We start from the raw sequence: 23,665 nt of genomic DNA on the forward strand, positions 1-23,665 counted from the left end.
GTGATCCACAAATATTAATGCGATAATTGATATTATTGATAATTGTTATCGTTTGTCAATGAATTTCATTCTTAGAGTGAATATATTCTTATTGAGAATTTGAATAAAAAAATACCACCTGATCGGTAGTATTCTTTCTTTATTTTATCTATTTGATAAATATCGTATTTAATTCTGTGTTGGAATAATAACAATACCATCCATTTCGACTAGTGCGCCTTTAGGTAGGCTTGCTACACCTAATGCTGCACGAGCTGGATACGGCTGAGCAAAATATTCGCCCATAATTTGATTCACCAATTGGAAGTGAGAAAGATCTGTAAGGAAAATATTCAATTTAGCGATATCTGCTAAGCTGCCACCTGCGGCTGCACATACTGCTTTTAGATTGTCGAATACACGACGAATTTGAGCCTCGATACCTTCTACAAGTTCCATACTGTATGGGTCTAAGCCAATTTGACCTGAAAGATAGAGCGTATTGCCAACAAGAATTGCTTGAGAATATGTTCCGATAGCAGCAGGGGCGTGTTCAGTATGAATAACTTGACGTGACATTAAGCTCTCCTATGTCATTGTTTCTATCTTAAACAATGTGACTTTAACACAAAAGTTTGGCTCGGAAACGGTCGAATACTGTTTAGTCGCAATTGTTTGCAAATGATTCATTAGCTTTAATAATAAGGAATCTTTCAATTTTAGGTCTGGGCGAACATTGTGTATTAAACGATTAACTGACTTTTGCAACCTCTGGTTGGGCGGTTGGCATATTTAAGCGTTCAATCCGTGGGAAGCCAAAATGCATGCGTAAATCACGAATAATTTGGGCAATTTGATTTCGATTGCTCACGACTATATTCACATAGGTTTTCTGGTCTTGTGAATAGACCATTTCTACGCCTGTTTTGGCTTTTCGGCATTGATAAATCAGGTCAGAAATTTGTTCGTCACTCATCGTCATATGAATACATAAGAATGCACTAAAGCGAACATCATCAATTTCTTCTGATTGCCAGTGTAAAGGCATAATGTTTTCAGGATGGAGGTGTTGTTCATGCAGTAAATTACGGCAGCGTGAACGGTGTACGATTAAACCACGTCGAGATAAATGTCCTTGAATTGGATCGCCAAGCACAGGATTACAACAGTGTGCATATTTTACATCAACACCCTCAGTTCCTAAAATCAAGCGATCAGAAGTTTCATGATGCTGAGAGTGGTAATCTTGAGCAAATAAATGATTGGCAACCAATTGAGGTAATAAATCCCCAACTGCGATTTGTTCAAATAGCGTATCTTTATCGGCTAAATGTCGCCACTCAAGTACACTAATCCAGTCTTCTGCTGAAAGGTCATCTATAGAGCGATGAAATAGTTTTAAAGCGCGATTAAGAGCTTGTTGACCTACAAGGCGTTGCTCATCAATATCTTGTTCTCTTAGCAAATTCTGTAATGCACGACGTGCTTTTTGAGTATTAATGAAACTGAGCCAATCTGGATTCGGCGTTGCTAATACGTCTGTGATAATTTCAACTACTTGTCCGCTATGCAATGGAGTTGAAAGAGGACGAATTTCACCATCAACTTTTGCACCAACAGCATGATTGCCTAAAAATAGGCTAGCTGAGTAGGCGAAATCAACGACAGTGGCGCCTTGAGGAAGCTCATGTAATTGACCATGCGGCGTATAGACCCAAATTTTTTCTTGATGTAAATAATCAAGTAAATCGCTAAAAGTGGTTTTTGCACAATCACTATCAATGAGTGTATTTAGGTTCTGCATCGAAGCTTGAATTGCTGAACGACATGCTTGAGGTGCATTCTCCCCGAGTACTACACCAAAACGAGCAGCTTTACGCATTAATTCGGTTTGGATAGTCAAAGATAATGTTGTTTTTTCACCTTTTAGCTTAATCATTAATGATTGATTGCCACCTGGTAAAGGGCGGCGAATATGATCGTTATATTGTAAGACTTGAAAATTATCTTTGAGTGCTTCAACTAGACGGTCGCAATCAGCAATACTTTGCAGAATAATTTCAAAAGCATGGCTATGGCTTAATTCATTTAAATCAATTTCATTTTTTACAAAATGACGTAGTAGTTCGATGTTATTATTTTTCTTCTTAATACGCCCTTGTAGATTATATTTTTTCAGCAAATCTGATAATTTTTGCTCCCATACCGCTTGGTATTCACAACGTTTGGGTTTGGTTTCTAATAATGCGGTTTGCACATCATTAAACATATCCAAATCAAGATTTTGATAACATAAGTGTTCTAGGTTATCGGCCATCTCATTCATACCGACAAGACGTGCCATGGGTACGAAAATATCAAAGGTTTCTTGCGCGATACGTGCTCGTTTATCTGGGCGCAATGCACCTAGGGTCGTCATATTATGATAGCGATCTGCTAATTTAATAATAATGACACGTGGATCTTGTAAAGTGGCTTGTAGAATTTTTCGGAATGATGCTGCCTTGTTATATTCTTTATCACTAGAATGGCTGAGTTTAGTCACACCATCAACAAGTTCGGCAACGACGGATCCAAATTTTTCACCAATCTCGTCTTTGCTAAATTCAGTATCTTCTATCACGTCATGTAATAAGGCTGCCATAAGTGTATCAGCATCTAAACGCATATGTGCCAGAATGCAACTCACAGCAATAGGATGAAGAACATAGGGTTCGCCGCTTTTTCGCGTAATACCACTATGTGCTAAATCAGCAAAATCACAGGCAGCAAGTACACTCTGAATGTCACTATTTTTGAGATAGGCTTCAATAATGACCTTGAGTTGTTGCTTGGCTTGGCTGACCTCTTCGCCTGGCATAAAACACCTTTTATAACATGAATTCAGGAATAAATAAGACTAGCTTCTAATGAAAAGCATATTGTGAAACTTGTCAATTTGTTCATTAGAAAAACTCGTAAATTTTTTCAATGAAATATATTGTTTTTACCAATATAGCGCTGAAATTTTCAACAAACAAAAAAGCCCAGTGTATTCACAATGGGCTTTTAGACAAAGCAAATCCAATTTAGAAAGAGAAGCCTTCTAAATTTAATGAGTTTGTAGACAACACCATATCAAGATTTGAAGTCTGATAATCTTGATCGCGTTGTTTTAAAATTTCTTTAGTGACATGACCTGCCGCAATTTCGCGTAATGAAACGACTGTTGGTTTATCATTATCCCATTCTACAGTTGGTTCCATACCTTGACGTGCTAATTGGCGTGCACGTTTACTCGCTACCAGTACTAACTCAAAACGGTTATCTACGTGGTCTAAACAATCTTCAACGGTTACACGTGCCATAAGTTGTCTCGTTTGAACATTACATTTGAAAAGACTAAATAGTATAAAAGGCTTTTAAATAAGACTCAAGTTATTCGCGATTAAGGGTGATTAACTTTTCAATTAATTGCTGGTGACGAGCACTTTGCTGTAAGGTAACTAAACGATTTGCTGTAATAATTGCTTCTAAATCATGAACAGCTTTATTGAAATCATCATTGATGATGATGTAATCGAAATTTGCGAAATGACGCATATCTTCTACAGCGCAACTTAAACGATGTTCAATTACTTCAACTGAATCTGTTCCACGATTAGATAATCGTTGTCTTAAATCATATTGAGTTGGCGGTAAGATAAAAATTTGTTTTGATTCAGGAAAAAGTCGACGAACTTGATCAGCACCCTGCCAGTCAATTTCGAGTAACACATCATGACCTTGTTGTAATTGTTCTTTGACTTTGGCTTGAGATGTACCGTAGTAATTACCAAATACTTCTGCATACTCAATAAAACCACCTTGTTCTACTTGAGCTAAAAAAGTTTCAGTATCAGTAAAATGATAGTGAACACCATCAAGTTCACCAGGGCGTTGACCACGTGTAGTATGAGAGACAGAAACGTGTAAATTGCTGACTCGATCGAGTAGGGCTTTAACGAGAGATGTTTTGCCTGTTCCTGATGCCGCAGAAACGACAAACAATAGACCCGACATGATATTTTTCCTGATATGATAAAATATCTTGGCTATTGTAGTGTAGCGTGCCATTAAACGAAATAGTTTGGCATAAATATTCAGGTGATAAGAGAGGATGTTATGGAAATTGTATTGGCCAATCCGCGAGGCTTCTGTGCTGGTGTTGACCGTGCGATAGCAATCGTCAATCGCGCACTAGAATGTTTTAATCCGCCAATTTATGTCCGTCATGAAGTGGTACACAACAAGTTTGTGGTTGATGATCTACGTCAGCGTGGCGCAGTGTTTGTTGATGAGCTGGACCAAGTGCCAGATGGCTCGATTGTGATTTTTAGTGCTCATGGTGTTTCAAAAGCTGTACAACAAGAAGCAGATCGTCGAGGTCTAAAAGTATTTGACGCAACTTGCCCTTTAGTGACTAAAGTACATATTGAGGTCACGAAATATGCCAGAGAAGGAACGGAAGCAATCCTAATTGGGCATGAGGGGCATCCTGAGGTTGAAGGCACAATGGGACAATATGATAAATCTGGTGGTGGAAAGATTTATCTGGTTGAAGATGAAGAAGATGTTGAAGCTTTAGTGGTTGAGCATCCTCATAAAGTTGCATTTGTCACTCAAACGACGCTTTCGATTGATGATACTGCTAAGGTCATCGATGCATTAAGAACTAAATTTCCTAAGATCCAAGGTCCGAGGAAAGATGATATTTGTTATGCCACTCAAAATCGTCAAGATGCAGTACGAGATTTAGCTGAACAATGTGATGTTGTATTAGTGGTAGGTTCTCCAAATTCATCGAATTCAAATCGTTTACGTGAGTTGGCAGAGCGGATGGGTAAATCTGCTTATCTAGTAGATAATGCTGATCAGCTTGAAAAAGAATGGTTTAAGCAGGAAAGTAAAATAGGTGTGACAGCAGGTGCATCTGCACCAGAAATACTAATTAAACAAGTGATTCAACGGTTACAAGATTGGGGGGCAACCCCTCCTAAAGAGTTGGACGGACGAGAAGAGAATATTACGTTTAGCTTACCTAAAGAGTTGCGTATTCAGGTGATACAAGCCTAATTTTTATAGAAAAATGTGAACTTGAAACGGATAGTGTACAGCCTATCCGTTTTTTTATGGAGTTTATCTGCTTTGTATTGGTTCTGTAAAAATAAGATTTAATATAAAGTAAGGGAATTTGGATAATTAGGTGTAAAGCGATGGGGAACAATCGAGGATTCACTTTGATAGAGTTGATTGTAACACTGTCAATAATATCTATTATTGTTACGATCGCTATGCCTTCTTTTGGAGATATGTTGACGCGACAAAAACTTGATGCATCTTCGCGTGGTTTTATGGCTACATTGAGTCAAGCTAGATCTCAGGCGACAGTATTAAGATCAACTGTTGCAGTTTGTCCAAATAAGTTGGCTTCTGATCCAGATTTTAATAAAGATAAATGTGCACAAGCCGCAATACCAGCTTATACGGCTACTAGTCCAGCTTTAACTACAACCCAAAAGCAAGATATTTTAAATAATCGTGTTTTTTCAGTTGATATTGATTCAAAAGTAGCTGTTGAATCGACGAGTGATTCTTTTATTTTGTTTAATGCTACGGGTAGTGTGGCTGCTGTGAAAACGTTTAGGCTTTGCGCTTCTGCAAATAAGCGAACGATAACAATAACTCGTTTAGGCAGCGTGACACAGGCAAAAAATACGGGTGTATGTGTATGATAAATATAAAAAATCAACAGGGTGTTGGTCTTGTGGAGGTTTTGGTTGCTTTGTTATTACTTGCTGTAGGTGTGTTGGGATACAGTATCTTGCAATTTAGAGCCATAGATGCATCGAGTGAAGCTTTAACTCGTTCCCAAGGGGTTTTGGTTTTACGAAGTCTTGCTGAGGGTATTCGAGTAAATTCTGTTGGACAAGCGAACTACCCAGCGGCCGTACGTAATTATACGAATATAACAGCTTTACCTACAGCTCCTACAACCACATGTTTTAATCCTGCGACAGTTTGTACGCCAGCGCAAGCGGCGACGTATGATGCCTATTTTGCTGCAAAAACCGCATTTGAATTAGGGATGAATATTACAATGACCGCTTGCCCAGGTACAGCTGGGGCACCAGTTCAGCGACAATGTCTTTTTGCTGCTTGGGGGGATACGGTGTTAAGTGTAAGTGGCACAACTGCTGATATTAGTCAATGTATGTCTGCAACTGGTGTGTATGTAAGTAATTCTAAATGTTTAATGATGGAGGCATATTAAATGACTAGTCTTCGTCAAAAGTATAATATCTCCAATCAATATCAAAAGGGTTTTACCTTAATAGAATTGATGGTTGCATTAGTTTTGGGCCTATTGGTTTCTGCAGCCGCAGTGCAATTGTTTACAGGTAGTATTTTATCAACGCGTATGCAACAAGCGAATGATGAGTTGCAGAATAGTGGTATTTTCGGTTTAGATTATATTGTCCGTGATATTCGTTTAGCAAATTATGAAAATATTAATAACCCAGAGTTGAATGAGCAAACACCTTGGGGGGGAATTGTTCTAACAGCTAATAATGGGGTCTTAACCAACACTAATCTTCCGATTCCTTCAGCAGCACCTTTTATTGCTCAAGGTCTGTTGAGTCATAGTGTGGGTCTAAATGAAGCTGTGAGCACTACCCAAAACCAATGGCAAGGATTATCAAATGTGGATGTGCAAAGTGATCAGTTAACGATTCAATTTGTAGCTCCGAATGATATGGTTAACTGTGAGGGGGGTATAGTTCAAGCTCGTGATTATGTCATTCAACGTTACTTTATCCGACGAGATCCTGCAACCGCAACATCTGGTACTGATTTTGGTTTAGCTTGCGATGCCAATACGCCTACACCTGTTGGCACAGCGGCTGTTTCTACTCCAACAAATCTAACTGGCTTTGGTGATGCAGGTGAAATGATTATTCCTCGTGTTGATCACTTTACAGTTCAGTTAGGTGCGCGCACTCCAACAGGAAATCTAGCTTACTATACAATTAATCAATATCGTCAACTTGCTGCAAATGCTAGAGCTGCAACTCCTGCTACGATTCCCCCAAGAATCGTTTCAGTTAAATTTGCTGTGTTAGTTCGATCTTTGGATGATACAAAAAATGCATCGATTGATCTCACTAAAAAAATAGATATTTTGAATCAAAGTGTTGAATTGAAAGATAAAAATACAAAATATGCCCGTCGTGTATACACTACAACGGTAGCGCTTCGAAATGCTTTAGGGGAAAGAATATGAAAATAGCTTATCGCCAAGGACAAAGAGGAGCTACTTTAATTGTAGTTTTAATTTTATTGTTACTGATTACGATTCTAGGGATTCTGGCAATCCGTACGGCAATTACTTCTCTAAATATCGCAACTAATAGCCAAATTGGTCAGTTATTAGTACAAACGGGTGATGCACCTACAAACCAATTTGTAAATGTTTCAACTTATGAAGCATTAAAAAAAGCGGATGTCGTCATCGGAGCAGCAATTTTGGAACATAAAAGTGCGCCAGGTAAAGAATTTATTTTTTGCTACAGACCTACATCGGCGCAACAAATGGGAGCTGCTTTAGATGCAACCGTATTGGTTCCTCCAGCACAGACTGATCCTGCTAATACCAAAGCAACAATTGATTCTACGCAGTCTAATCGTAGTGGTTTTTGTGATTTAGAAAAGGATTTTGGAAGTGCTCGGTCAGCAGTGGTAACACAAGTTGCTGTTCGTATACCAACAGATGCTGCAAATGCGGGTATAGGAGCTTATTTAGATCGTAACTCTGATTTGAGTGAAAACTCACTTGTAAAAAATAGTAAGGCTTCTGATTCACGTGTACGCATCACAATTACATCAATCCTTCCAAGTTACTCAACACAGGATTTGTCTGTAGTGCAGGAAGACTGTATTGGATCAGCGACATCCGTAGGATATATCAATGACAATCTTGATGAGGCAGTTGCAGGTAAAAAAACGATGGCCGAGTGTTTATCTGGGTACGGTATTCCTGTAAATACGCAAGTACAAGAATTAGTTCTACGTGAACGTGAGCAGCAAATAAGTGCTCCAGTACCAACCCCATAATGAAAATGGAGAATGATGATGAAAAAATTAAAAAATAGGTTGAATTCTCAAAATCAAACTCATCATATTCAATATGGTGTGTCATTTGCTTGGGCATTTACTGGAACGATGTTGGTTGCTTCTTCTGTTGCGCAAGCTACCGATATGCAAATTTATGCCGTACCTACTGCAGGTAAAAAAACGATTGTCATGATGTTGGATACTTCTGGTTCGATGGGTTATACCCTCAGTTCTGGGTATAGCTTGTATGACGATTATGGTTTAACAAGTAATAGTTGTAGTGTAACTTCGTCCACGAGTTCAACAACACCATCTTATACGCGTTATTATTGTTCAATATCTGCAAGTACAACCAACGCGAAGGTTAAAGATACTTCTTCAGGCTGTGAGGCACAACCTTTAGGTGCGACAGGAGCATCAATTACAGGCTATCGTTGCTATGATCGGTTGAGTCGTCTCAAAGATGGTATGTTTGCTTTTTTAGATAGTAATAATCCAACATTAAATAATGTGCGTGTAGGTCTCGGGCATTTTTCAGCCTATAACTCAGGTACTACAACTGGAGATGGTTCATCAGGTGAAATTCTAGTACCTGCTAAGGCGCTTGGGACTGTTGGTTCTACCCAGCGTGTGGCGTTAAAAACTGCGGTTGCAGGTCTGGTTGCAAGTAATGGTACCCCATCTGCTCATGCCTTCGCAGAAGCTGCAGCTTATTTGATGGGAACATCTACATATACTGAAAACCGAGTTTATCGCGACATAGCTGTAGAAAAACAAAGATTGGTCAGAAAATACGTTAGCACGCTTGTGTCTGGTCGATATAATTATACTTATACATACACAGTATCGAATTGTACGGCTTGGAATACTACGGTTTTTGGCAGTACTAATGCACAAACTTGTTCAAATTGGGTCGCTAACTCGTCAACAACAGGCACAAGTACAGGTAGTACTAGTTCTTCAAACCCATTATGGACATCTCAACCAACTTTTACATATGATTCGACAAATCCAAGTTCAGTCAGTAATAACCCTGGAAATAATACCAATCAACAGATTATTTTTAGGGTAAATGAATCTCAACTCTATCAAATCAATGCGGATGCGAATAGCGGCGTTCCGAAGTCAAAAAGTAGAGATACAACGTCGAATCCAGATATTGTAATGGATCGAACGGCGGCTGATATTGATGTGGCATATAAATCCCCATTGCCTGATACCGCTGATCGAGTATCTTGTGATGGTCAAGGGGTCTATTTCTTGTCAGATGGTGCTGCAAACAGTTCTAGCACAGCAGAAGCTACGCAAGTAATGTCAAAAGCATTAGGTAATAGTGGGACTGGTTTTAGTTGTAGTGGTGGACTAAGCAATACAGGTAGTGACTCAGCTTGGGATTGTATGGGGGAATTCGCTAAGAAGTTATATGACAGTACAAAAAACCCAGCAGGTGTATCTATTCAGACAGCTTTTGTTGGTTTTGGTTCAGTCATGAATAACTTAACAGCAACTAGCGGTGCAGAAGATGCTAGAAATGCCTGCAAAATCAGTTCTCGGACACAAGCTGATCGTACTGGTAACGATGCTTGTTCACCTGGCCAAGGAACTTATGCAGTTTCTAGTCCTGGTTATGGTAATGGTGGTTTTTTCCCAACCCAAAGTTCAAGCGGAGTGACAGACAGTGTTATTGCGTTTATTAATAACTTAGGTTCGGCACCATTGGAGCCATTAACGACAGGCGCAATTTCAGTTCCAATCGATGATTTGGATCCATCGGGTTTACAACCTTATGGTTATTTACGTGCGCTAGAACCTAACCCGCAAAGTAATAAAGTGATTTGGGCAGGTAATCTTAAAAAGTATAAAGTTGCTTTAACCGGTACAAATACAGGTGCATTCACTTCAGTGAATGGAACTACACTTGTTTATAAAACTGATGGCGGTTTTAATACAAATACAAAAGATAATTGGAACAATGCGAGTGTCTATCAGAATACGAGTTATGATGATGGCGGGATTGTTAATTTAGGTGGAGCATACTCTCGTGTACCTATGCCTATTCTAGGTCAAAATCAGGATTTGAATAAAAAGCCAAAAGAATATGCATTAACTGCGACTCCAAATGCTTTAAGAACTTTATTTACAGATGTTGCTGTAACTGGTGGTAGTACATTAACAGGAGCAAGTAACGGTGCAAGTTTATTGCGAATTCCTGAAGGAACCGTACCTACTACAAATGTTGGTTCATATGTTTTGGGTAAATTTTCTACTCAACTTGGTTTAAAAGATTTTCCACTCTTTATAAAGCAAAAACTTTTGAACTATCTTGGGTATAGTGTTCCTTTAGATGAAACTGCCACAGCTTTACCAACGTCATTAATTACACCAAATGCTCCGAATTTAGCGATGGGTGGAAGTATTCACTCATATCCAATTCAATTAACTTATTCAGGTACGTTAGATTCAACAGGTAAACTGACAAGTACAAGAAGCCAATCTGTTTTGTATGGAACGATGGATGGTGGTCTTCATCTTGTTGACGGTGAAACGGGTGTTGAACAGATGGTTTTTGTTCCAGCTGAGTTGTTAAGAAGTACATTGTCTTCAAAAGCTTTGGTGAAAGGACAAGATGATACGAATGCGCCTGTGCATGGTGTAGATGCTGCATGGGTTGCTGATGCTGCCTATACAACACAGAAAGCAGCATCTGCTACAGATAGTAGTCTAGTTAAAGCCCGTCAAATGAATGTGTACGGTGGCTTGCGAATGGGGGGGAGTAGCTATTATGGTTTAGATGTTTTAGATCCTAAAGCACCAAAATTCCTTTTCAGAATAGGGGCTGATCAATCGCCTTATTCTCGTATGGGGCAATCATGGTCTAAACCTATTTTAGCGAATATTCGATATAATAATCAGATTAAACGAGTGATGATCGTTGGCGGTGGATATGATCAATGCTACGAAAATCCAAAATTTGAATTTGGTAAAGTATTATCTTATACGAACGTAAACGGTGTAAATGTGCCAACTGATTACCCCGATGCTTCTTGTGATAATCGTACTGAAGCAAAAGGGAACGCGATTTACATTATTGATGCTAAAACTGGTGCTCGCTTGTGGTGGGCAAGTAGTTCATCTGGTGCTGATGTAACAAATGCCGATATGAAACACAGTATTGTTAGTCGTATTAGTGTTATTGATCGGGATGCTGATGGTTTAGCTGATCATTTATATTTTGGTGATTTAGGTGGTCAAGTTTTCCGTGTAGATATTAATAATGCTTCAGGTACATCAAGCGCAAATTTAGGTAAGCGAGTTGTTCGTTTAGCTAATCTCGCAACGACGACAACTGGAACTACCTTAACTAATGGCACAAATCCTCGTTTTTATGAAGCACCAACGTTAACAATTCATGACCAAGGTGCTACAACCTTTATTTTGGTTGGTGTCGCTTCAGGAAATCGAAGTACTCCGCTAGATGTTTATCCATTGATAGGTCGTGATGGGATGTTGCCTAAAACAGCATTGGCAGATCGATTGGTAAATAATGTATATGGTCTTATTGATCGTGATTTCATCAAGAGTAATTTAATCAGCGGATCGCCAACCCTATTAACACAAAATAAGACACTTGCTAATTTACAAAAGAATCCTCAAACATTGACAGGAAATATTCCAGCGGTCTTTATTGGTGCAACAGCAACAAAAGATGGTTGGTATCGCTCTCTTTCAAGTAAAAGTGATGGAACAGAAGTGTCTACTACTACTACTGGGTTTAGACGGATTGCTGGTGGTATGAAAGCCTTTGAAGAGCCAATAGCAATTACTGGAAATCTTATTATTCCTGTTTATGATCCTCAAGGAACTGGTATTGCTCCACAGAATCCTTGTTTACCAAGGGTAGTTGGTGAGACTGATCGTCAACTATATGGTTTACCATTTGGCGTATATTTAAAAGCAGATGAGACTGCAGATACTGGTACAGGGGGGATGGAGAATAACTCTGGATTACAAACAACAACGCTAAATTGTCCGGATAATGCCACCGAATGTAATTCTAATGTAATTGGTACAGGTATTCGTGGTGTTGCCTTGGTTCCAAAAACTAATACTGGATCTTCTTGTGCGGGTAAAACGATTTCAGCACCAATAAAAGGTGTTGGTGAATGGGGATGCAGTGCAATTATTAACCCTACTCGGTGGTATGAAAAATGGGTGAAATAATTAAACACATGAAATCAATTGGAGACGTCACGCTCTTTCAACGTGACTCCTCCAAGAGTCGACGAGTGAATGGATTCACTTTAATCGAACTGATGCTAGTATTAGTTTTGATTGCAATTTTTATGGTTATTGCTATTCCTAGCTATCAAGAGTATGTAAGGCGAGCAGATGCATCTGCTGTTCAGCAAGAAATGCAGAAAATTGCTGAACAATTAGCTAGACATAAAGCAAAAAATTTTACTTATCGTGGTTTTGATCCTGCATATATCTATGGTGCCACAGGTCCTATGACATCAATTATATTGCCTCAGGGGGCAACAGGAACGGCAATCAAATATACAATTACGATTCGTGATGCAGATGATTCAACTAAGTTATTGACTGCAGTTGATGGGAGCTCACCGCCTAAACCAACTGTTCGTGGTAGAAACTGGGCGATGAAAGCAGAGACTTCTGATGTTAAAAATTACAATTTTCTAATGACTAGTAGTGGTATGAAATGTAAAAACAAAACAAAAGCGAATGTTAGCTATGCTGATTGTGGAACTACTGTAACTGGCAAAGAGGATTGGTAATGATAAGCCAACGCGCTTTTACTTTAATTGAATTAATAATAGTTGTGACTGTTATTGCGATTTTACTTGCTATCGCATACCCGTCTTATACAGCTTATCAAATTCGCACACAGCGGGTAAATGCCCAAACTGAGATGTTGGATGTTGCAAGAAATTTATCTAACTATAAGTTAGCTAACTATAATTATGCAGGGCGTACAGTTTCTAATATCTTTGGTAGATCAACAATACCTTTGGGTAAGCCGTTGTATGATATTGTACTTACAGATGCAAATGGCAATCCATTAACTGCCTCAAATGCAAATGTAAGAACTTGGTTATTAGTTGCAACACCTAAAAGTGGGACAAATCAATTTGGTAATGGCGTTATCTGTTTGAATGATCAAGGACAGAGGTTTTGGGCAAAAGGGGCATCTGCATGTATTCTTTCGCCAACTTCAAATTGGGATGGACGTTAGTTAATTGATTCCTTTCCAGTCCCAAAAGCAAGCTTAACTAGCTTGCTTTTTTATTTAGTAGTTTTCATGATTTAGTTAAAGTAGCCTATCACCTTAGTTATTGGCAATTATTCTTGCCGAATTCAAAACTGTGGATAACTCTTAATTTAGTCTTTCTTTCAGAGTAAATATAACGTAGAATATTGCCCTCTATGAAAGGGGTTTGAAGTGCTGCCGATGGTCGGCGCAGGGATAATCCGTAAAAATTATAAGGTTGTTCTCATGGTTGTTATTCGTTTAGCGCGCGGTGGTGCAAAAAAACGTCCATTCTATCAAATCATTGTAACTGATAGCCGCAATGCACGTGATGGTCGTTTCATCGAGCGTATTGGTTTCTTTAACCCAACTGCACAAGGTAAAGCTGAAAAAGTTCGTTTAGATGCTGACCGTTTTGCTCACTGGGTTGCTCAAGGTGCTCAACCTTCAGATCGCGTTGCTTCTTTAGCTTCTCAAGCTAAAAAAGCTGCAACTACTGCATAATTGTAGTAGGTAGCCCATGACATCAACACAGAATGTGCCAGAAGATCGTATTCAGATTGGACAGTTACGTTCAGCTTATGGATTGAATGGGTGGCTCTGGGTTTACTCTAATACAGAACCTATGAGCAATATGTTTGACTACCTTCCTTGGTACATTGAGACCAAGGCAGGTTGGCAAACCATAGATGTAAAACGTTGGAAACCACATGGCAAAGGCTTGGTTGTTGCATTAAAAGGCGTGAATGATCGCACGGGTGCAGAAAACTTAGTTGGTGCAAATATCTGGATTGCTAAATCACAGCTTCCTAAAGCAGATGTAGACGAGTACTACTGGTCTGATCTTAAAGGTCTAACGGTGTTAGGTCTGAATGATGAAGAACAAGAAGTGAATCTCGGTCAAATCTACGAACTGTTTGAAACAGGTGCCAATGATGTCATGGTCGTAAAAGCGACACCTGATAGCATTGATGCTGAAGAGCGAATGATTCCTTGGCATAAAGATGTGGTACAACGCGTTGATCTTGAAGCTGGTCGTATTTACGTCAATTGGGGCGTAGACTACTAATCCTTTCGGGGAAAGTAGCGCAGCAGGAAAATAAAGGAGTCTGCGGTGTTTTTTGCAGTCATCACATTGTTTCCTGAAATGTTTGAAGCGATTACAGCGCACGGGATTAGCGGGCGTGCAGCAAAGCGTGACATCGTGCAAGTCAATTGCATTAACCCACGAGATTTTGCTGAGGGCAACTACAAACGAGTGGATGAACGTCCTTTCGGTGGTGGTCCTGGTATGGTGATGATGGCTGAGCCTTTGGCAAAAGCAATTAACCATGCTAAACAACTTGCAACACAAGCAGGCTGTGTTCATGCCCCAGTGGTGTATATGTCACCGCAAGGGAAAACCTTAAATGAACAGGCAGTACAACAATTCGTTGATTATGATGGTTTGATTGTATTGTGTGGGCGTTATGAGGGTGTCGATGAGCGTTTAATCCAGCATTATGTTGATCAAGAATGGTCAATTGGGGATTACGTTTTATCTGGTGGTGAACTGCCAGCGATGGTGTTACTTGATAGTATTATTCGTCGATTGCCAAATGTCATGTCTGACGAGCAATCTGCGATCCAAGATTCTTTTGTGGATGGCCTTCTTGATTGTCCACAATATACCAAGCCAGACCATTTCGAAGGGTTAGATGTGCCTGAGGTACTTAAATCAGGACATCATGCCAATATTGAGAAATGGCGTTTTTTGCAGCGTTATCAACGAACTTTAGATCGTCGACCAGAGTTAGTTGATAAAGTTGAGTTGACTAAACAGCAAAAAAAATGGCTTAAAAATTCGCAAGACTAAACTGTTAGAAGTTTGTGTTTGCAACAGACGAGAAGCTTTGCTTCGAGTTACTACTTAAACTGAGTTTAAGTTGAAAATAGGCTCTTTAGAGTAATTTTGCTTTAAAGGGAAAGTTAAACGAGCGATATGCGTTTTAGCCTCTATCCTCAGCGGTGTAAGAGACCTCTTCTCTCCCGCACATATTGGAGATTCCACAATGAGTGGTAAACATCCTTTAGTTCAAGCTGTTGAAAATGCACAGTTAAAAACTGATATCCCTGCTTTTGCTCCTGGTGACACTGTTATCGTTCAAGTTAAAGTAAAAGAGGGTGACCGTGAGCGTCTTCAAGCATTTGAAGGTGTTGTAATCGCGAAGAAAAACCGTGGTTTAAACTCTGCTTTCACAGTTCGTAAAATCTCTAGCGGTGTTGGTGTTGAGCGTGTTTTCCAAACTCACTCTCCAATCGTTGCTAAAATCGAAGTGAAACGTCGTGGTGACGTTCGTCGTGCTAAACTTTACTACCTACGCGAGTTGTCTGGTAAAGCTGCACGTATTCGTGAAAAGTTACCAGCTCGTAAACAAGGTTAATTTTAACTTTGTTGTAAAGCAAAAAAATGCGCCTTTGGCGCATTTTTTTATGTCTGCTCTATAGTCCCTGTAATTTTAGTCGATTGGCATGTTGACGATAAATATCAATTGGATCAGGTGCAAAAAGTGATTTCAAACCTAAAACCTGATTCACCTCATCTGCGTGATTCCATGGGAGATTATCTCTGATCGTACGCCCAAACTTAGCGCTACAACGGCTCACCATACCATCATTATCTCCTTTAATATCGACAATTAGGCTAGTACCTGCAAATAGGGGATCTAGTGGGTCAAGAATGTTTGTGACTGCTTGAGTCCCTGAGAATGAATACATATATATTCCTTTCTCTTGATAATTACCTTCGCCACATGTTGTAGTTGGTACGCCCATTGGGAATCGTGTATTGAATTTGGTTGAACCTTCTACAGAAATACTACGTCCAGCGGCTAAAGCATCGTGAGGATAGCTTTTTGGATCAAGTCCTTGTGCCCATGTAATTGCGCCAGAAAAGAAGTTGACTACTGCAGCCCCAGCGCTACCTAATGCAGTTCCATCCACTTTCATAATCAAACTGGCAACGGGTGAACCTTTATGTGTTCCGCTTACACTGGTTAATGAGGCAACTTTATTTGGCATAATGCCAGCAACGTAACGGATCGTTGGACCACCTTGGCTATGACCAATTAAATTAACTTTAGGTTGTCCAGTGATCGCAATAATTTCTTCAACTTGTTGCGCTAGTTGTTCACCACGAATTTCATTTGAGTTAAAAGGTGAAAGTCGTGTCGCCCAGACATTTGCACCATTACGAGCAAGGTCAGGTAGGATTTGATACCAATAATCAACGCCTAATGGATCACTTCCAACGCGTGAAAAACCTGCGACACCATGTACAAAGACCATCGGATATTTGGTTTTTGCATATGTTGATGTGACATTATTGTCTTTAACTTGCGTTGTATTTGATGCGTAACTTGTTGATACGCCCATTGCTATCATAGATAGTGCAAGACAGCGGATTAGTTTTTGCATGATATTTCTCTCGATTTTTGTTTTCATATGGATCTTGATGTTCTTGCGAACGAGACATTGCATCCATGCTAAATAGCTTTATTTCAATGCCTTAAGATGTTTCTTAATTACTAAAAGGTAAGGTTCCTCCTTGGTCATAGACAGTTTCAAAAGTTTGCAAACGTTGTTGTTCTTGTGCTGATTGGAATTGTTTTTGTTTGAGTTGTTGAACGGCTTGATCTTTGGCTGAAGTGCTCATATTGCTATCTACAATTGTTTTACGCTCATCAAGATAGGATTGAACTCGCTGTTTCCAATCAGATCGTTGTTGATCGAGTTGCTCTAAACGCTGAGTAGCAGCCTCGCCAACTAAACTGACACGCATATCACGCAGCTCTTGGTTTGAGCCATGTCTTGCTTTGATTTGTGCAGTTAATGAATGTAAATCATCGAGCTTAGATAAATCTTTGAGGTTGTCTTGCCAATCTTGAGGAAGCTGCTCAAAACGTTGTTGTAGTTGTTTTGCTTTCGCTGATGCATCTAATTCGTTATTTTCTAGAATTTTCATGCGATCAAGTGTGTATTGTTGATAGATATCCTCTGATCCAAACAGTCCCTCAATTTCGGTATTTGAAAAAAAACGCTGTTTTAAATCATGCATCGAATTAAAAATAGTTTGGAAATATTGATAGCTTTCCTGTGAGGGTTGTTGAGTCTGTAATTTACTGAGCTCTTGGCGATATTCTAAATAACGTGACCATAAGGTTAAAACTTGCTGTTGTTGTGAAGCTTGAAATGTTTTAGCGATATAAAGCTGAAAGTTATGCCGAATTTCATCAATATTTCGCTCGCCATATTGAGAAATAAAATACTCAAAACAATTCCGCGTGTGTTCATTCACAATTAAATGCTGAGCGCTATTGAATTGTAATTTGCAGTCAATCTCAGTATCCATTTGGCTGGTGCTATTAAAAGAAGCATCGAGTTGATTGATATTCTTTGTACTCTTATGCAGCTGTGATGGATTACTGTTGTTGCTATATTGATCAGTTGAGTTAAGTGATTGTTGAGACTGATTTGGATATAACCAATACAATACGCTCAGCGTGACTGCTGAAATGATCAATAAGCTACATAATAATGCTATTTTTTTTCCATTTTTATTCATTAAGCATAATCCATTTGCTTTTAATTTCGGAAACGAAAATAAATTTAGCATAAATGTTGTTTTTTTAAGCGTTTAATTTTTAAAAATCCGATGAATAGTTTTGATAAAATACACCTTTCTTGTTTGACTTTTCATTTATGAAAAAAAGCTCTTATCGCCATCTGAGTGGTGTTTTCTTATTAAATAAGCCGTTAGGTTTAAGTTCTAATTCGGCATTGCAAAAAGTACGTCGGCTTTTTAATGCACAGAAAGCAGGACATACAGGTGCTTTAGATCCGCTTGCAACAGGTTTATTACCGATTTGCTTAGGGGAGGCAACCAAGTTTTCGCATTATTTATTGGATTCTACCAAGCGTTATCAAACAACAGTAAAACTTGGACAAACAACTGCTACGGGTGATGTTGAAGGGGAAATTCTTCAACAAAGAGATGTGCCAGTATTAACTGAAGCTAATATTGAACAGGTTCTAGAACAGTTTCGTGGTGATATCAAGCAAGTACCACCGATGTATTCGGCACTGAAACGAGAAGGTCGCCCTTTGTATGAGCTAGCGCGCCAAGGAATTGAAATTGAGCGTGAAGCGCGTCCAGTCACTATTTATGAACTCAAGCTTTTAAGTTTTACAGAAGACAGTTTGACCTTAGATGTGACGTGTTCTAAAGGAACTTACATCCGAGTGTTAGGTGAAGATATTGGTGAAGCTTTGGGTTGTGGTGGACATTTAACAAAATTACATCGTACTCAAACAGGTCATTTTGAAATTAATCCAAGTTATACCATCGAATATTTAGAAGCGCTTACTCAGGAACAGCGGGATGCATTATTGTTGCCTGTTTATGCACCTGTTGAACATTTTCCAAGGGTTCAATTACCCGAAGGGCGTGGAAAATATTTTGGTAATGGTCAAGAAAGTAATATTGAGCACGAAGCTGCTGCTGAAGTATTGGTATTTGATGGTGAGAGTTGTTTAGGCTTAGCTGAAATTACAGATAAAAAGCGTCTTGTGCCAAAACGTTTGTTGAATTTATAAGGTTATATTGATGGAATGGGAGCTGATTCTTAGTCTAGTGTTCTTTGCATTCTGTGCGGGAACAATTGATGCGGCAGTTGGTGGTGGTGGGTTAATTCAGATTCCAGCATTAATGGGTGCATTACCACAAACGGCTCCTGCAACATTATTTGGAACAAATAAACTTGCCTCTATTTTTGGAACGGGTTCTGCAGCTCTTTCATTTGTACGTCGAGTAAAGTTGCAGTGGTCATTATTATGGGTGATCGCAATTTTTGCTTTTGTCAGTGCGTATGTAGGTGCAGCCTGTGTTTCACTGGTGCCTACTCATATATTAAGACCGATTGTCTTAGTTATGCTGATTGTGATTGCGATTTATACCTTTATGAAAAAGCAATTTGGGCAAGTACATGTTGATCAGCACATCACACCAAAATTATTATTTTTTGCCGCATTGGGTAGTTTAGCGATTGGTTTCTATGATGGAATCTTTGGTCCAGGTACAGGCAGCTTCTTTATCTTCTTTTTTATTCGCTTTCTTCAAGTCGATTTTTTACATGCTTCAGCATTATCCAAGATTGGTAATTTTATGACTAATCTGGCGGCACTGAGCTTCTTTATTCCCGCAGGCCATATCTTCTTTCAGCTTGGTTTTATGATGGCGGCTGCCAATATTGCAGGTTCATTATTGGGTGTACGTTTGGCTTTGAAATACGGTAGTGGTTTTATTCGTATTTTATTTTTGATTTTGGTCAGTATTTTAATTTGTCGGTTGGCTTATCAAATCTTTGTTGCAGTTTAATCTATAAAAATAAACTTTCCATACAAAAACCTACGCAAACATCGCTGTTTAAAAAAGTATGATTTTTTAATATTAAGGCTTAGCCAAACAGATCAACTAGATAAAGAATTGAAGTAAGTGTTGATTATGCTAGCCATCGTAGAGGTAAATAATGAATATATTTGAGGCACTCAGAGAAAGCCACGAACAACAACGTAACTTAGCTGAACGATTAATTCAGACCAGCGGATATACTCAAGAAAGGGAACATTTACTTAAACAGCTTAAGAATGAACTTTATGCGCATTCAGTTGCCGAAGACCGCTATTTATATATTCCTTTAATGTTTGATGATGTGGGTTTAGACATTACCCGCCATGCTTTATCTGAGCATCATGAAATGGATGAACTGGTTGAAAAATTAGAAGAAACTGATATGAGTAATCCGAGTTGGTTAGCGACAGCAAAACAATTAAGTGAAAAAGTCCATCATCATTTAAAGGAAGAAGAACATAAATTTTTCCAACAAGCTGGAAAAATTTTAGAGGATGATGAAAAGGAAAAACTAGGTAAAAAATATCTTACTGAATATCAGAAATATAAAAATGCAGATAGCTAATTTGCTTTATAACGAGAATGAGCAGAAAGGAGTGCTCTTACTGTGTTTGAGATTTTTCACCACGTAAGGTCACTCCAATCGATGCAATCATAATACATGCAAGTGCGATCCACTGGATGAAGCTAATTTGTTCATGCAGTAACACGAGTCCTGCTAAAGCAGCAAGCGCAGGTGCAAGGCTTGAAAGCGTACCATAGCTGAGTTTACTTAAACGTTTTAGTGCCATGAGATCGAGCGCATAAGGAATAGCCGTAGCTAGAATTGCAATCACTAAAGCTTTACCCCAATGTTGAGTGTCGAGTAGTGCAGGTGCATTACTCCATAGACCAAAGGGAAGTAAGGTCAGGGCAGATAAACCAATTGCGATGGTTAAGGCATGCATACCAATATTCTGTTGCACAACTCGATGTCCGAAATAAATATAAAATGCCCAAAATAATCCAGCACCTAAAGCGCACGCCGCGCCAAGATAAGAAAAATGCTCAGTATTCGTATCATGCCAAGGCACCATCAGTACAATTCCTAAGACGGCAAAAGCTACCCAGATGTAATCACTACGCTGCTTAATTGAAAGTAAAGCTAAACCGAGAGGGCCTATGAATTCTAAACCGACCGCAATCCCTTGAGGCAGCTTCCCTAAAGAGCTATAAAACAAGATATTCATACAGCCCAAAGAAGCGCTATATAGCAGTAAATCTCGCCATTTTAGGTATTTAAGTTTAGCGATCACTTTCCATGAGCGGAACATGATGGCAACCAGAATAGTCGCAAAACACAGGCGTAATATTGTGACTGTAAGCGGATCAAGTGTCGCAATCAGTTGTTTAGCAAAAGAAGCACTGATTTGATAAGCCACCATGGAAAGAACCATATATAGCACAGCGACCAACTGAATATTTTTCATGGGAGATCTACAAAATCAAAGTAAACAGACCTAAGAATAGGCGCGATGATTATATGCTGTGAAAACGACATTATGATCATACGGTGACATTTTATTGCGCCTCTTTCTGTTGTCGAGCATGTTGAGTTGTAAAAGTACAACCGATCGATGCAACTATAATCGTTGCTAAAGCGAGCCATTGATTCCAAAGCAAAGTTTCACTCAAAAAGATAAAGCCTGAGAGTGCAGCTACGGCGGGTTCTAAGCTCATCAAAGTACCAAAGCTGAGAGGGGTTAAACTGCGTAATGCAATCATTTCTAGCGTAAAAGGTAAGGCACTGGCTAAAATCGCAAGCCCAATAAAATAGTATAAATTGGGTAGTTCAAAGACTCGATCGATGGCACCACCAGCGAGTGCGAAGGGCAATAAACACAGCATACCAATACTCATGCCTAAGCAAACCGTATGATTACCAGAAATACCTGATGGTTTTTGACCTGCGATAATGTATAGCGCCCAACATGCGCCTGCAGCCACAGCGAAAAATACACCGACTAAATCTAGATGTTGTTGTGCTTGTTGTAGAGGAAATAGCAATACCAAACCTAGAATGGCACAACCCACCCAAATAAAATCATAGCGCTGTCGTGCATGAAATAGTGCAACACTTAAAGGACCGATAAACTCAAAAGCAACCGCTAAGCCCAAAGGTAAACGCTCTAGTGACAAATAAAATAAGGCATTCATTCCAGCAAGTGCAAAACCATAACTGAGAATCGCTTTCCAACGAACCACTTTGAAATTGATGGTCCAAATTTTAAAAATCACCGCTAAAATGAGTGCACCAAAAAACAGACGCATGGCTGATACGGTAAGGACTGGAAAACTTTGGAACAGAATTTTGGCTAAAGAACCGCTTCCTTGTACACACAACATGGCAATCATTAATAACAATAAGGCATGAAGTGGGGTTTTTAACATTAGAGAAACAACTTATTATTTGAACAATTGGTATATTATTCACATAATAATTCAAATGTGAATAAAAAAGCCACAGCTATTGCTGTGGCTTTTTACAGATTATTCTAAATTTAGCTTAGAACAATACACGTACACGAATTGTGCCTTCAACTTGGCTTAAGGTATCAAGAGCTTCTTGAGAAGCAGATGCGTCAACATCCATAACTAGATAACCAATATCACCTTTGGTCATTAAAGACTGACCAGAGATGTTGATGCCTTGTTCAGCAAATAATGTGTTGATTTTAGACAACACACCTGGCACGTTTTTGTGGATGTGAAGTAAACGGTGTTGACCGTCAGAAAGTGGTAATGCAATTTCTGGGAAGTTCACCGCAGAAAGTGTCATACCTTTATCTGAATATGCAACGAATTTTTCAGCAACTTCTAAACCGATGTTTGCTTGCGCTTCCATCGTAGAACCACCCACGTGCGGTGTTAAAATCACGTTGTCTAAGCCACGAAGTGGAGACTGGAATTCTTCACCATTCGCTTTTGGTTCTTTCGGGAATACGTCAACCGCTGCACCAGCAATGTGACCAGATTTAATCGCATCTGCCAAATCTTCAATAATTACACATGTACCACGTGCAGCATTAATGAAGATCGAACCTTCTTTCATTTTCGCGAACTGTTCTTTTTTGAAGAAGTTACGTGTAGAAGGAACATCTGGAACGTGTAAAGAAACTACATCAGCAGTTTCTAAAAGCTCATCTAATGAACCCACTTGGCGTGCATTACCTAACGGTAATTTAGTTACAGCATCATAATAGCAAACTTTCATACCTAAACTTTCAGCTAAAACTGAAAGTTGTGAACCAATTGAACCGTAGCCAATAATACCTAGAGTCTTACCACGCGTTTCAAAAGAACCAACCGCAGATTTGTTCCAACCGCCTGCATGTGTATCTTTTGATTTCTCAGGTACACGACGAAGTAATAAAATTGCTTCAGCAAGAACCAATTCTGCAACCGAACGTGTATTTGAATATGGTGCGTTGAAAACAGGGATACCACGAGACATCGCTGCTTTTAAATCGACTTGGTTGGTACCGATACAGAAACAACCTACCGCAATCAATTTATTCGCTGCTTCAAAGATTTCTTCAGTCAATTGAGTACGCGAACGAATACCAACAAAATGAGCATCTTTGATCGCTTCTTTTAAAGCTTCACCTTCAAGTGCAGTCTTGTGGTAGTCGATGTTGGTATAACCCGCAGCGTTTAATGTATCGATGGCATTTTGGTGCACACCTTCTAACAAAAGGAAACGGATTTTGTCTTTCGGTAGTGATAGATGTTGGCTCATTACGGCTCCGCTACAAAGGCCAAAATTTAGTTGCAGTATCATAGCATAGAGCTTTGAG

At 39.2% G+C, this 23,665-nt stretch carries 24 protein-coding genes; 15 read left to right on the plus strand and 9 right to left on the minus strand.

What is annotated here, in order from left to right:
- Nucleotides 1–168: 168 nt before the first annotated feature.
- The 4 genes from AAV96_RS15635 to gmk form a co-directional block, all read right to left on the minus strand.
- Nucleotides 169–558, minus strand: coding sequence for a RidA family protein (locus AAV96_RS15635; RefSeq protein ID WP_004660185.1), 390 nt, complete (start codon nt 556–558; stop codon nt 169–171).
- Between the two features lie 172 nt (nt 559–730).
- Complete coding sequence (locus tag AAV96_RS15640) at nt 731–2,839, minus strand: RelA/SpoT family protein (RefSeq protein ID WP_046739967.1); 2,109 nt, start codon at nt 2,837–2,839, stop codon at nt 731–733.
- A gap of 208 nt (nt 2,840–3,047) precedes the next feature.
- A complete protein-coding gene (rpoZ, locus tag AAV96_RS15645; RefSeq protein WP_004660187.1) occupies nt 3,048–3,326 on the minus strand; it encodes a DNA-directed RNA polymerase subunit omega in 279 nt (92 codons plus the stop codon).
- A gap of 70 nt (nt 3,327–3,396) precedes the next feature.
- On the minus strand, nt 3,397–4,020 hold the full coding sequence (gmk, locus tag AAV96_RS15650; RefSeq protein ID WP_004660188.1) for a guanylate kinase: 624 nt from the start codon (nt 4,018–4,020) through the stop codon (nt 3,397–3,399).
- 102 nt (nt 4,021–4,122) lie between these two features.
- Between gmk and ispH the strand changes: the two genes are divergently transcribed.
- The 12 genes from ispH to rplS all read left to right on the plus strand — a co-directional run bounded on the left by ispH (nt 4,123) and on the right by rplS (nt 15,804).
- A complete protein-coding gene (ispH, locus tag AAV96_RS15655) occupies nt 4,123–5,073 on the plus strand; it encodes a 4-hydroxy-3-methylbut-2-enyl diphosphate reductase (protein ID WP_004660189.1) in 951 nt (316 codons plus the stop codon).
- A 140-nt stretch (nt 5,074–5,213) separates the two neighbouring features.
- Entirely contained in the window at nt 5,214–5,732 is a 519-nt protein-coding gene (locus tag AAV96_RS15660; RefSeq protein ID WP_046739968.1) for a GspH/FimT family pseudopilin, read from the plus strand.
- Nucleotides 5,729–6,271 carry a type IV pilus modification protein PilV gene (gene pilV, locus AAV96_RS15665; RefSeq protein ID WP_046739969.1) on the plus strand — a complete coding sequence of 181 codons (543 nt, stop codon included), beginning with the start codon at nt 5,729–5,731 and terminating at the stop codon, nt 6,269–6,271. Before AAV96_RS15660 ends, pilV begins: the two co-directional genes overlap by 4 nt.
- A complete protein-coding gene (locus AAV96_RS15670; protein WP_046739970.1) occupies nt 6,272–7,282 on the plus strand; it encodes a PilW family protein in 1,011 nt (336 codons plus the stop codon). It abuts the gene before it with no gap.
- On the plus strand, nt 7,279–8,112 hold the full coding sequence (locus AAV96_RS15675) for a PilX N-terminal domain-containing pilus assembly protein (protein ID WP_046739971.1): 834 nt from the start codon (nt 7,279–7,281) through the stop codon (nt 8,110–8,112). Before AAV96_RS15670 ends, AAV96_RS15675 begins: the two co-directional genes overlap by 4 nt.
- A gap of 18 nt (nt 8,113–8,130) precedes the next feature.
- Entirely contained in the window at nt 8,131–12,333 is a 4,203-nt protein-coding gene (locus AAV96_RS15680; protein ID WP_046739972.1) for a PilC/PilY family type IV pilus protein, read from the plus strand.
- Nucleotides 12,321–12,908 (plus strand): type IV pilin protein, encoded by a 588-nt coding sequence (locus tag AAV96_RS15685; protein WP_171249168.1) that lies wholly within the window; start codon nt 12,321–12,323, stop codon nt 12,906–12,908. Before AAV96_RS15680 ends, AAV96_RS15685 begins: the two co-directional genes overlap by 13 nt.
- Nucleotides 12,908–13,366, plus strand: coding sequence for a type IV pilin protein (locus AAV96_RS15690; protein WP_004660207.1), 459 nt, complete (start codon nt 12,908–12,910; stop codon nt 13,364–13,366). Before AAV96_RS15685 ends, AAV96_RS15690 begins: the two co-directional genes overlap by 1 nt.
- A 261-nt stretch (nt 13,367–13,627) precedes the next feature.
- Complete coding sequence (gene rpsP / locus AAV96_RS15695) at nt 13,628–13,885, plus strand: 30S ribosomal protein S16 (protein WP_046739973.1); 258 nt, start codon at nt 13,628–13,630, stop codon at nt 13,883–13,885.
- 16 nt (nt 13,886–13,901) lie between these two features.
- Complete coding sequence (gene rimM / locus AAV96_RS15700; RefSeq protein WP_046739974.1) at nt 13,902–14,450, plus strand: ribosome maturation factor RimM; 549 nt, start codon at nt 13,902–13,904, stop codon at nt 14,448–14,450.
- Between the two features lie 45 nt (nt 14,451–14,495).
- Nucleotides 14,496–15,236, plus strand: coding sequence for a tRNA (guanosine(37)-N1)-methyltransferase TrmD (trmD, locus tag AAV96_RS15705; protein WP_046739975.1), 741 nt, complete (start codon nt 14,496–14,498; stop codon nt 15,234–15,236).
- 196 nt (nt 15,237–15,432) lie between these two features.
- On the plus strand, nt 15,433–15,804 hold the full coding sequence (rplS, locus tag AAV96_RS15710) for a 50S ribosomal protein L19 (protein ID WP_004660214.1): 372 nt from the start codon (nt 15,433–15,435) through the stop codon (nt 15,802–15,804).
- A 58-nt stretch (nt 15,805–15,862) separates the two neighbouring features.
- Here rplS and AAV96_RS15715 read toward each other — a convergent pair whose 3' ends face one another.
- Entirely contained in the window at nt 15,863–16,837 is a 975-nt protein-coding gene (locus AAV96_RS15715; protein WP_046739976.1) for an esterase/lipase family protein, read from the minus strand.
- Between the two features lie 103 nt (nt 16,838–16,940).
- Nucleotides 16,941–17,984 (minus strand): lipase secretion chaperone, encoded by a 1,044-nt coding sequence (locus tag AAV96_RS15720; protein ID WP_046739977.1) that lies wholly within the window; start codon nt 17,982–17,984, stop codon nt 16,941–16,943.
- A gap of 137 nt (nt 17,985–18,121) precedes the next feature.
- Between AAV96_RS15720 and truB the strand changes: the two genes are divergently transcribed.
- The 3 genes from truB to AAV96_RS15735 all read left to right on the plus strand — a co-directional run bounded on the left by truB (nt 18,122) and on the right by AAV96_RS15735 (nt 20,394).
- Nucleotides 18,122–19,015, plus strand: a complete 894-nt coding sequence (gene truB, locus AAV96_RS15725) for a tRNA pseudouridine(55) synthase TruB (RefSeq protein WP_046739978.1) — start codon at nt 18,122–18,124, stop codon at nt 19,013–19,015.
- A gap of 10 nt (nt 19,016–19,025) precedes the next feature.
- Nucleotides 19,026–19,796, plus strand: coding sequence for a sulfite exporter TauE/SafE family protein (locus tag AAV96_RS15730; protein ID WP_046739979.1), 771 nt, complete (start codon nt 19,026–19,028; stop codon nt 19,794–19,796).
- 151 nt (nt 19,797–19,947) lie between these two features.
- On the plus strand, nt 19,948–20,394 hold the full coding sequence (locus AAV96_RS15735; protein ID WP_046739980.1) for a hemerythrin domain-containing protein: 447 nt from the start codon (nt 19,948–19,950) through the stop codon (nt 20,392–20,394).
- A 37-nt stretch (nt 20,395–20,431) separates the two neighbouring features.
- Here the strand turns inward: AAV96_RS15735 and AAV96_RS15740 are convergent, their stop codons facing one another.
- The 3 genes from AAV96_RS15740 to serA all read right to left on the minus strand — a co-directional run bounded on the left by AAV96_RS15740 (nt 20,432) and on the right by serA (nt 23,607).
- Nucleotides 20,432–21,298, minus strand: coding sequence for an EamA family transporter (locus AAV96_RS15740; RefSeq protein WP_046739981.1), 867 nt, complete (start codon nt 21,296–21,298; stop codon nt 20,432–20,434).
- A gap of 91 nt (nt 21,299–21,389) precedes the next feature.
- Nucleotides 21,390–22,259 carry an EamA family transporter gene (locus tag AAV96_RS15745; RefSeq protein WP_046739982.1) on the minus strand — a complete coding sequence of 290 codons (870 nt, stop codon included), beginning with the start codon at nt 22,257–22,259 and terminating at the stop codon, nt 21,390–21,392.
- A 115-nt stretch (nt 22,260–22,374) separates the two neighbouring features.
- On the minus strand, nt 22,375–23,607 hold the full coding sequence (gene serA, locus AAV96_RS15750) for a phosphoglycerate dehydrogenase (RefSeq protein WP_004660223.1): 1,233 nt from the start codon (nt 23,605–23,607) through the stop codon (nt 22,375–22,377).
- Nucleotides 23,608–23,665: the final 58 nt, after the last annotated feature.

This window comes from Acinetobacter sp. AG1, from assembly GCF_001005525.1.
GTDB classification, from domain to species: domain Bacteria; phylum Pseudomonadota; class Gammaproteobacteria; order Pseudomonadales; family Moraxellaceae; genus Acinetobacter; species Acinetobacter modestus.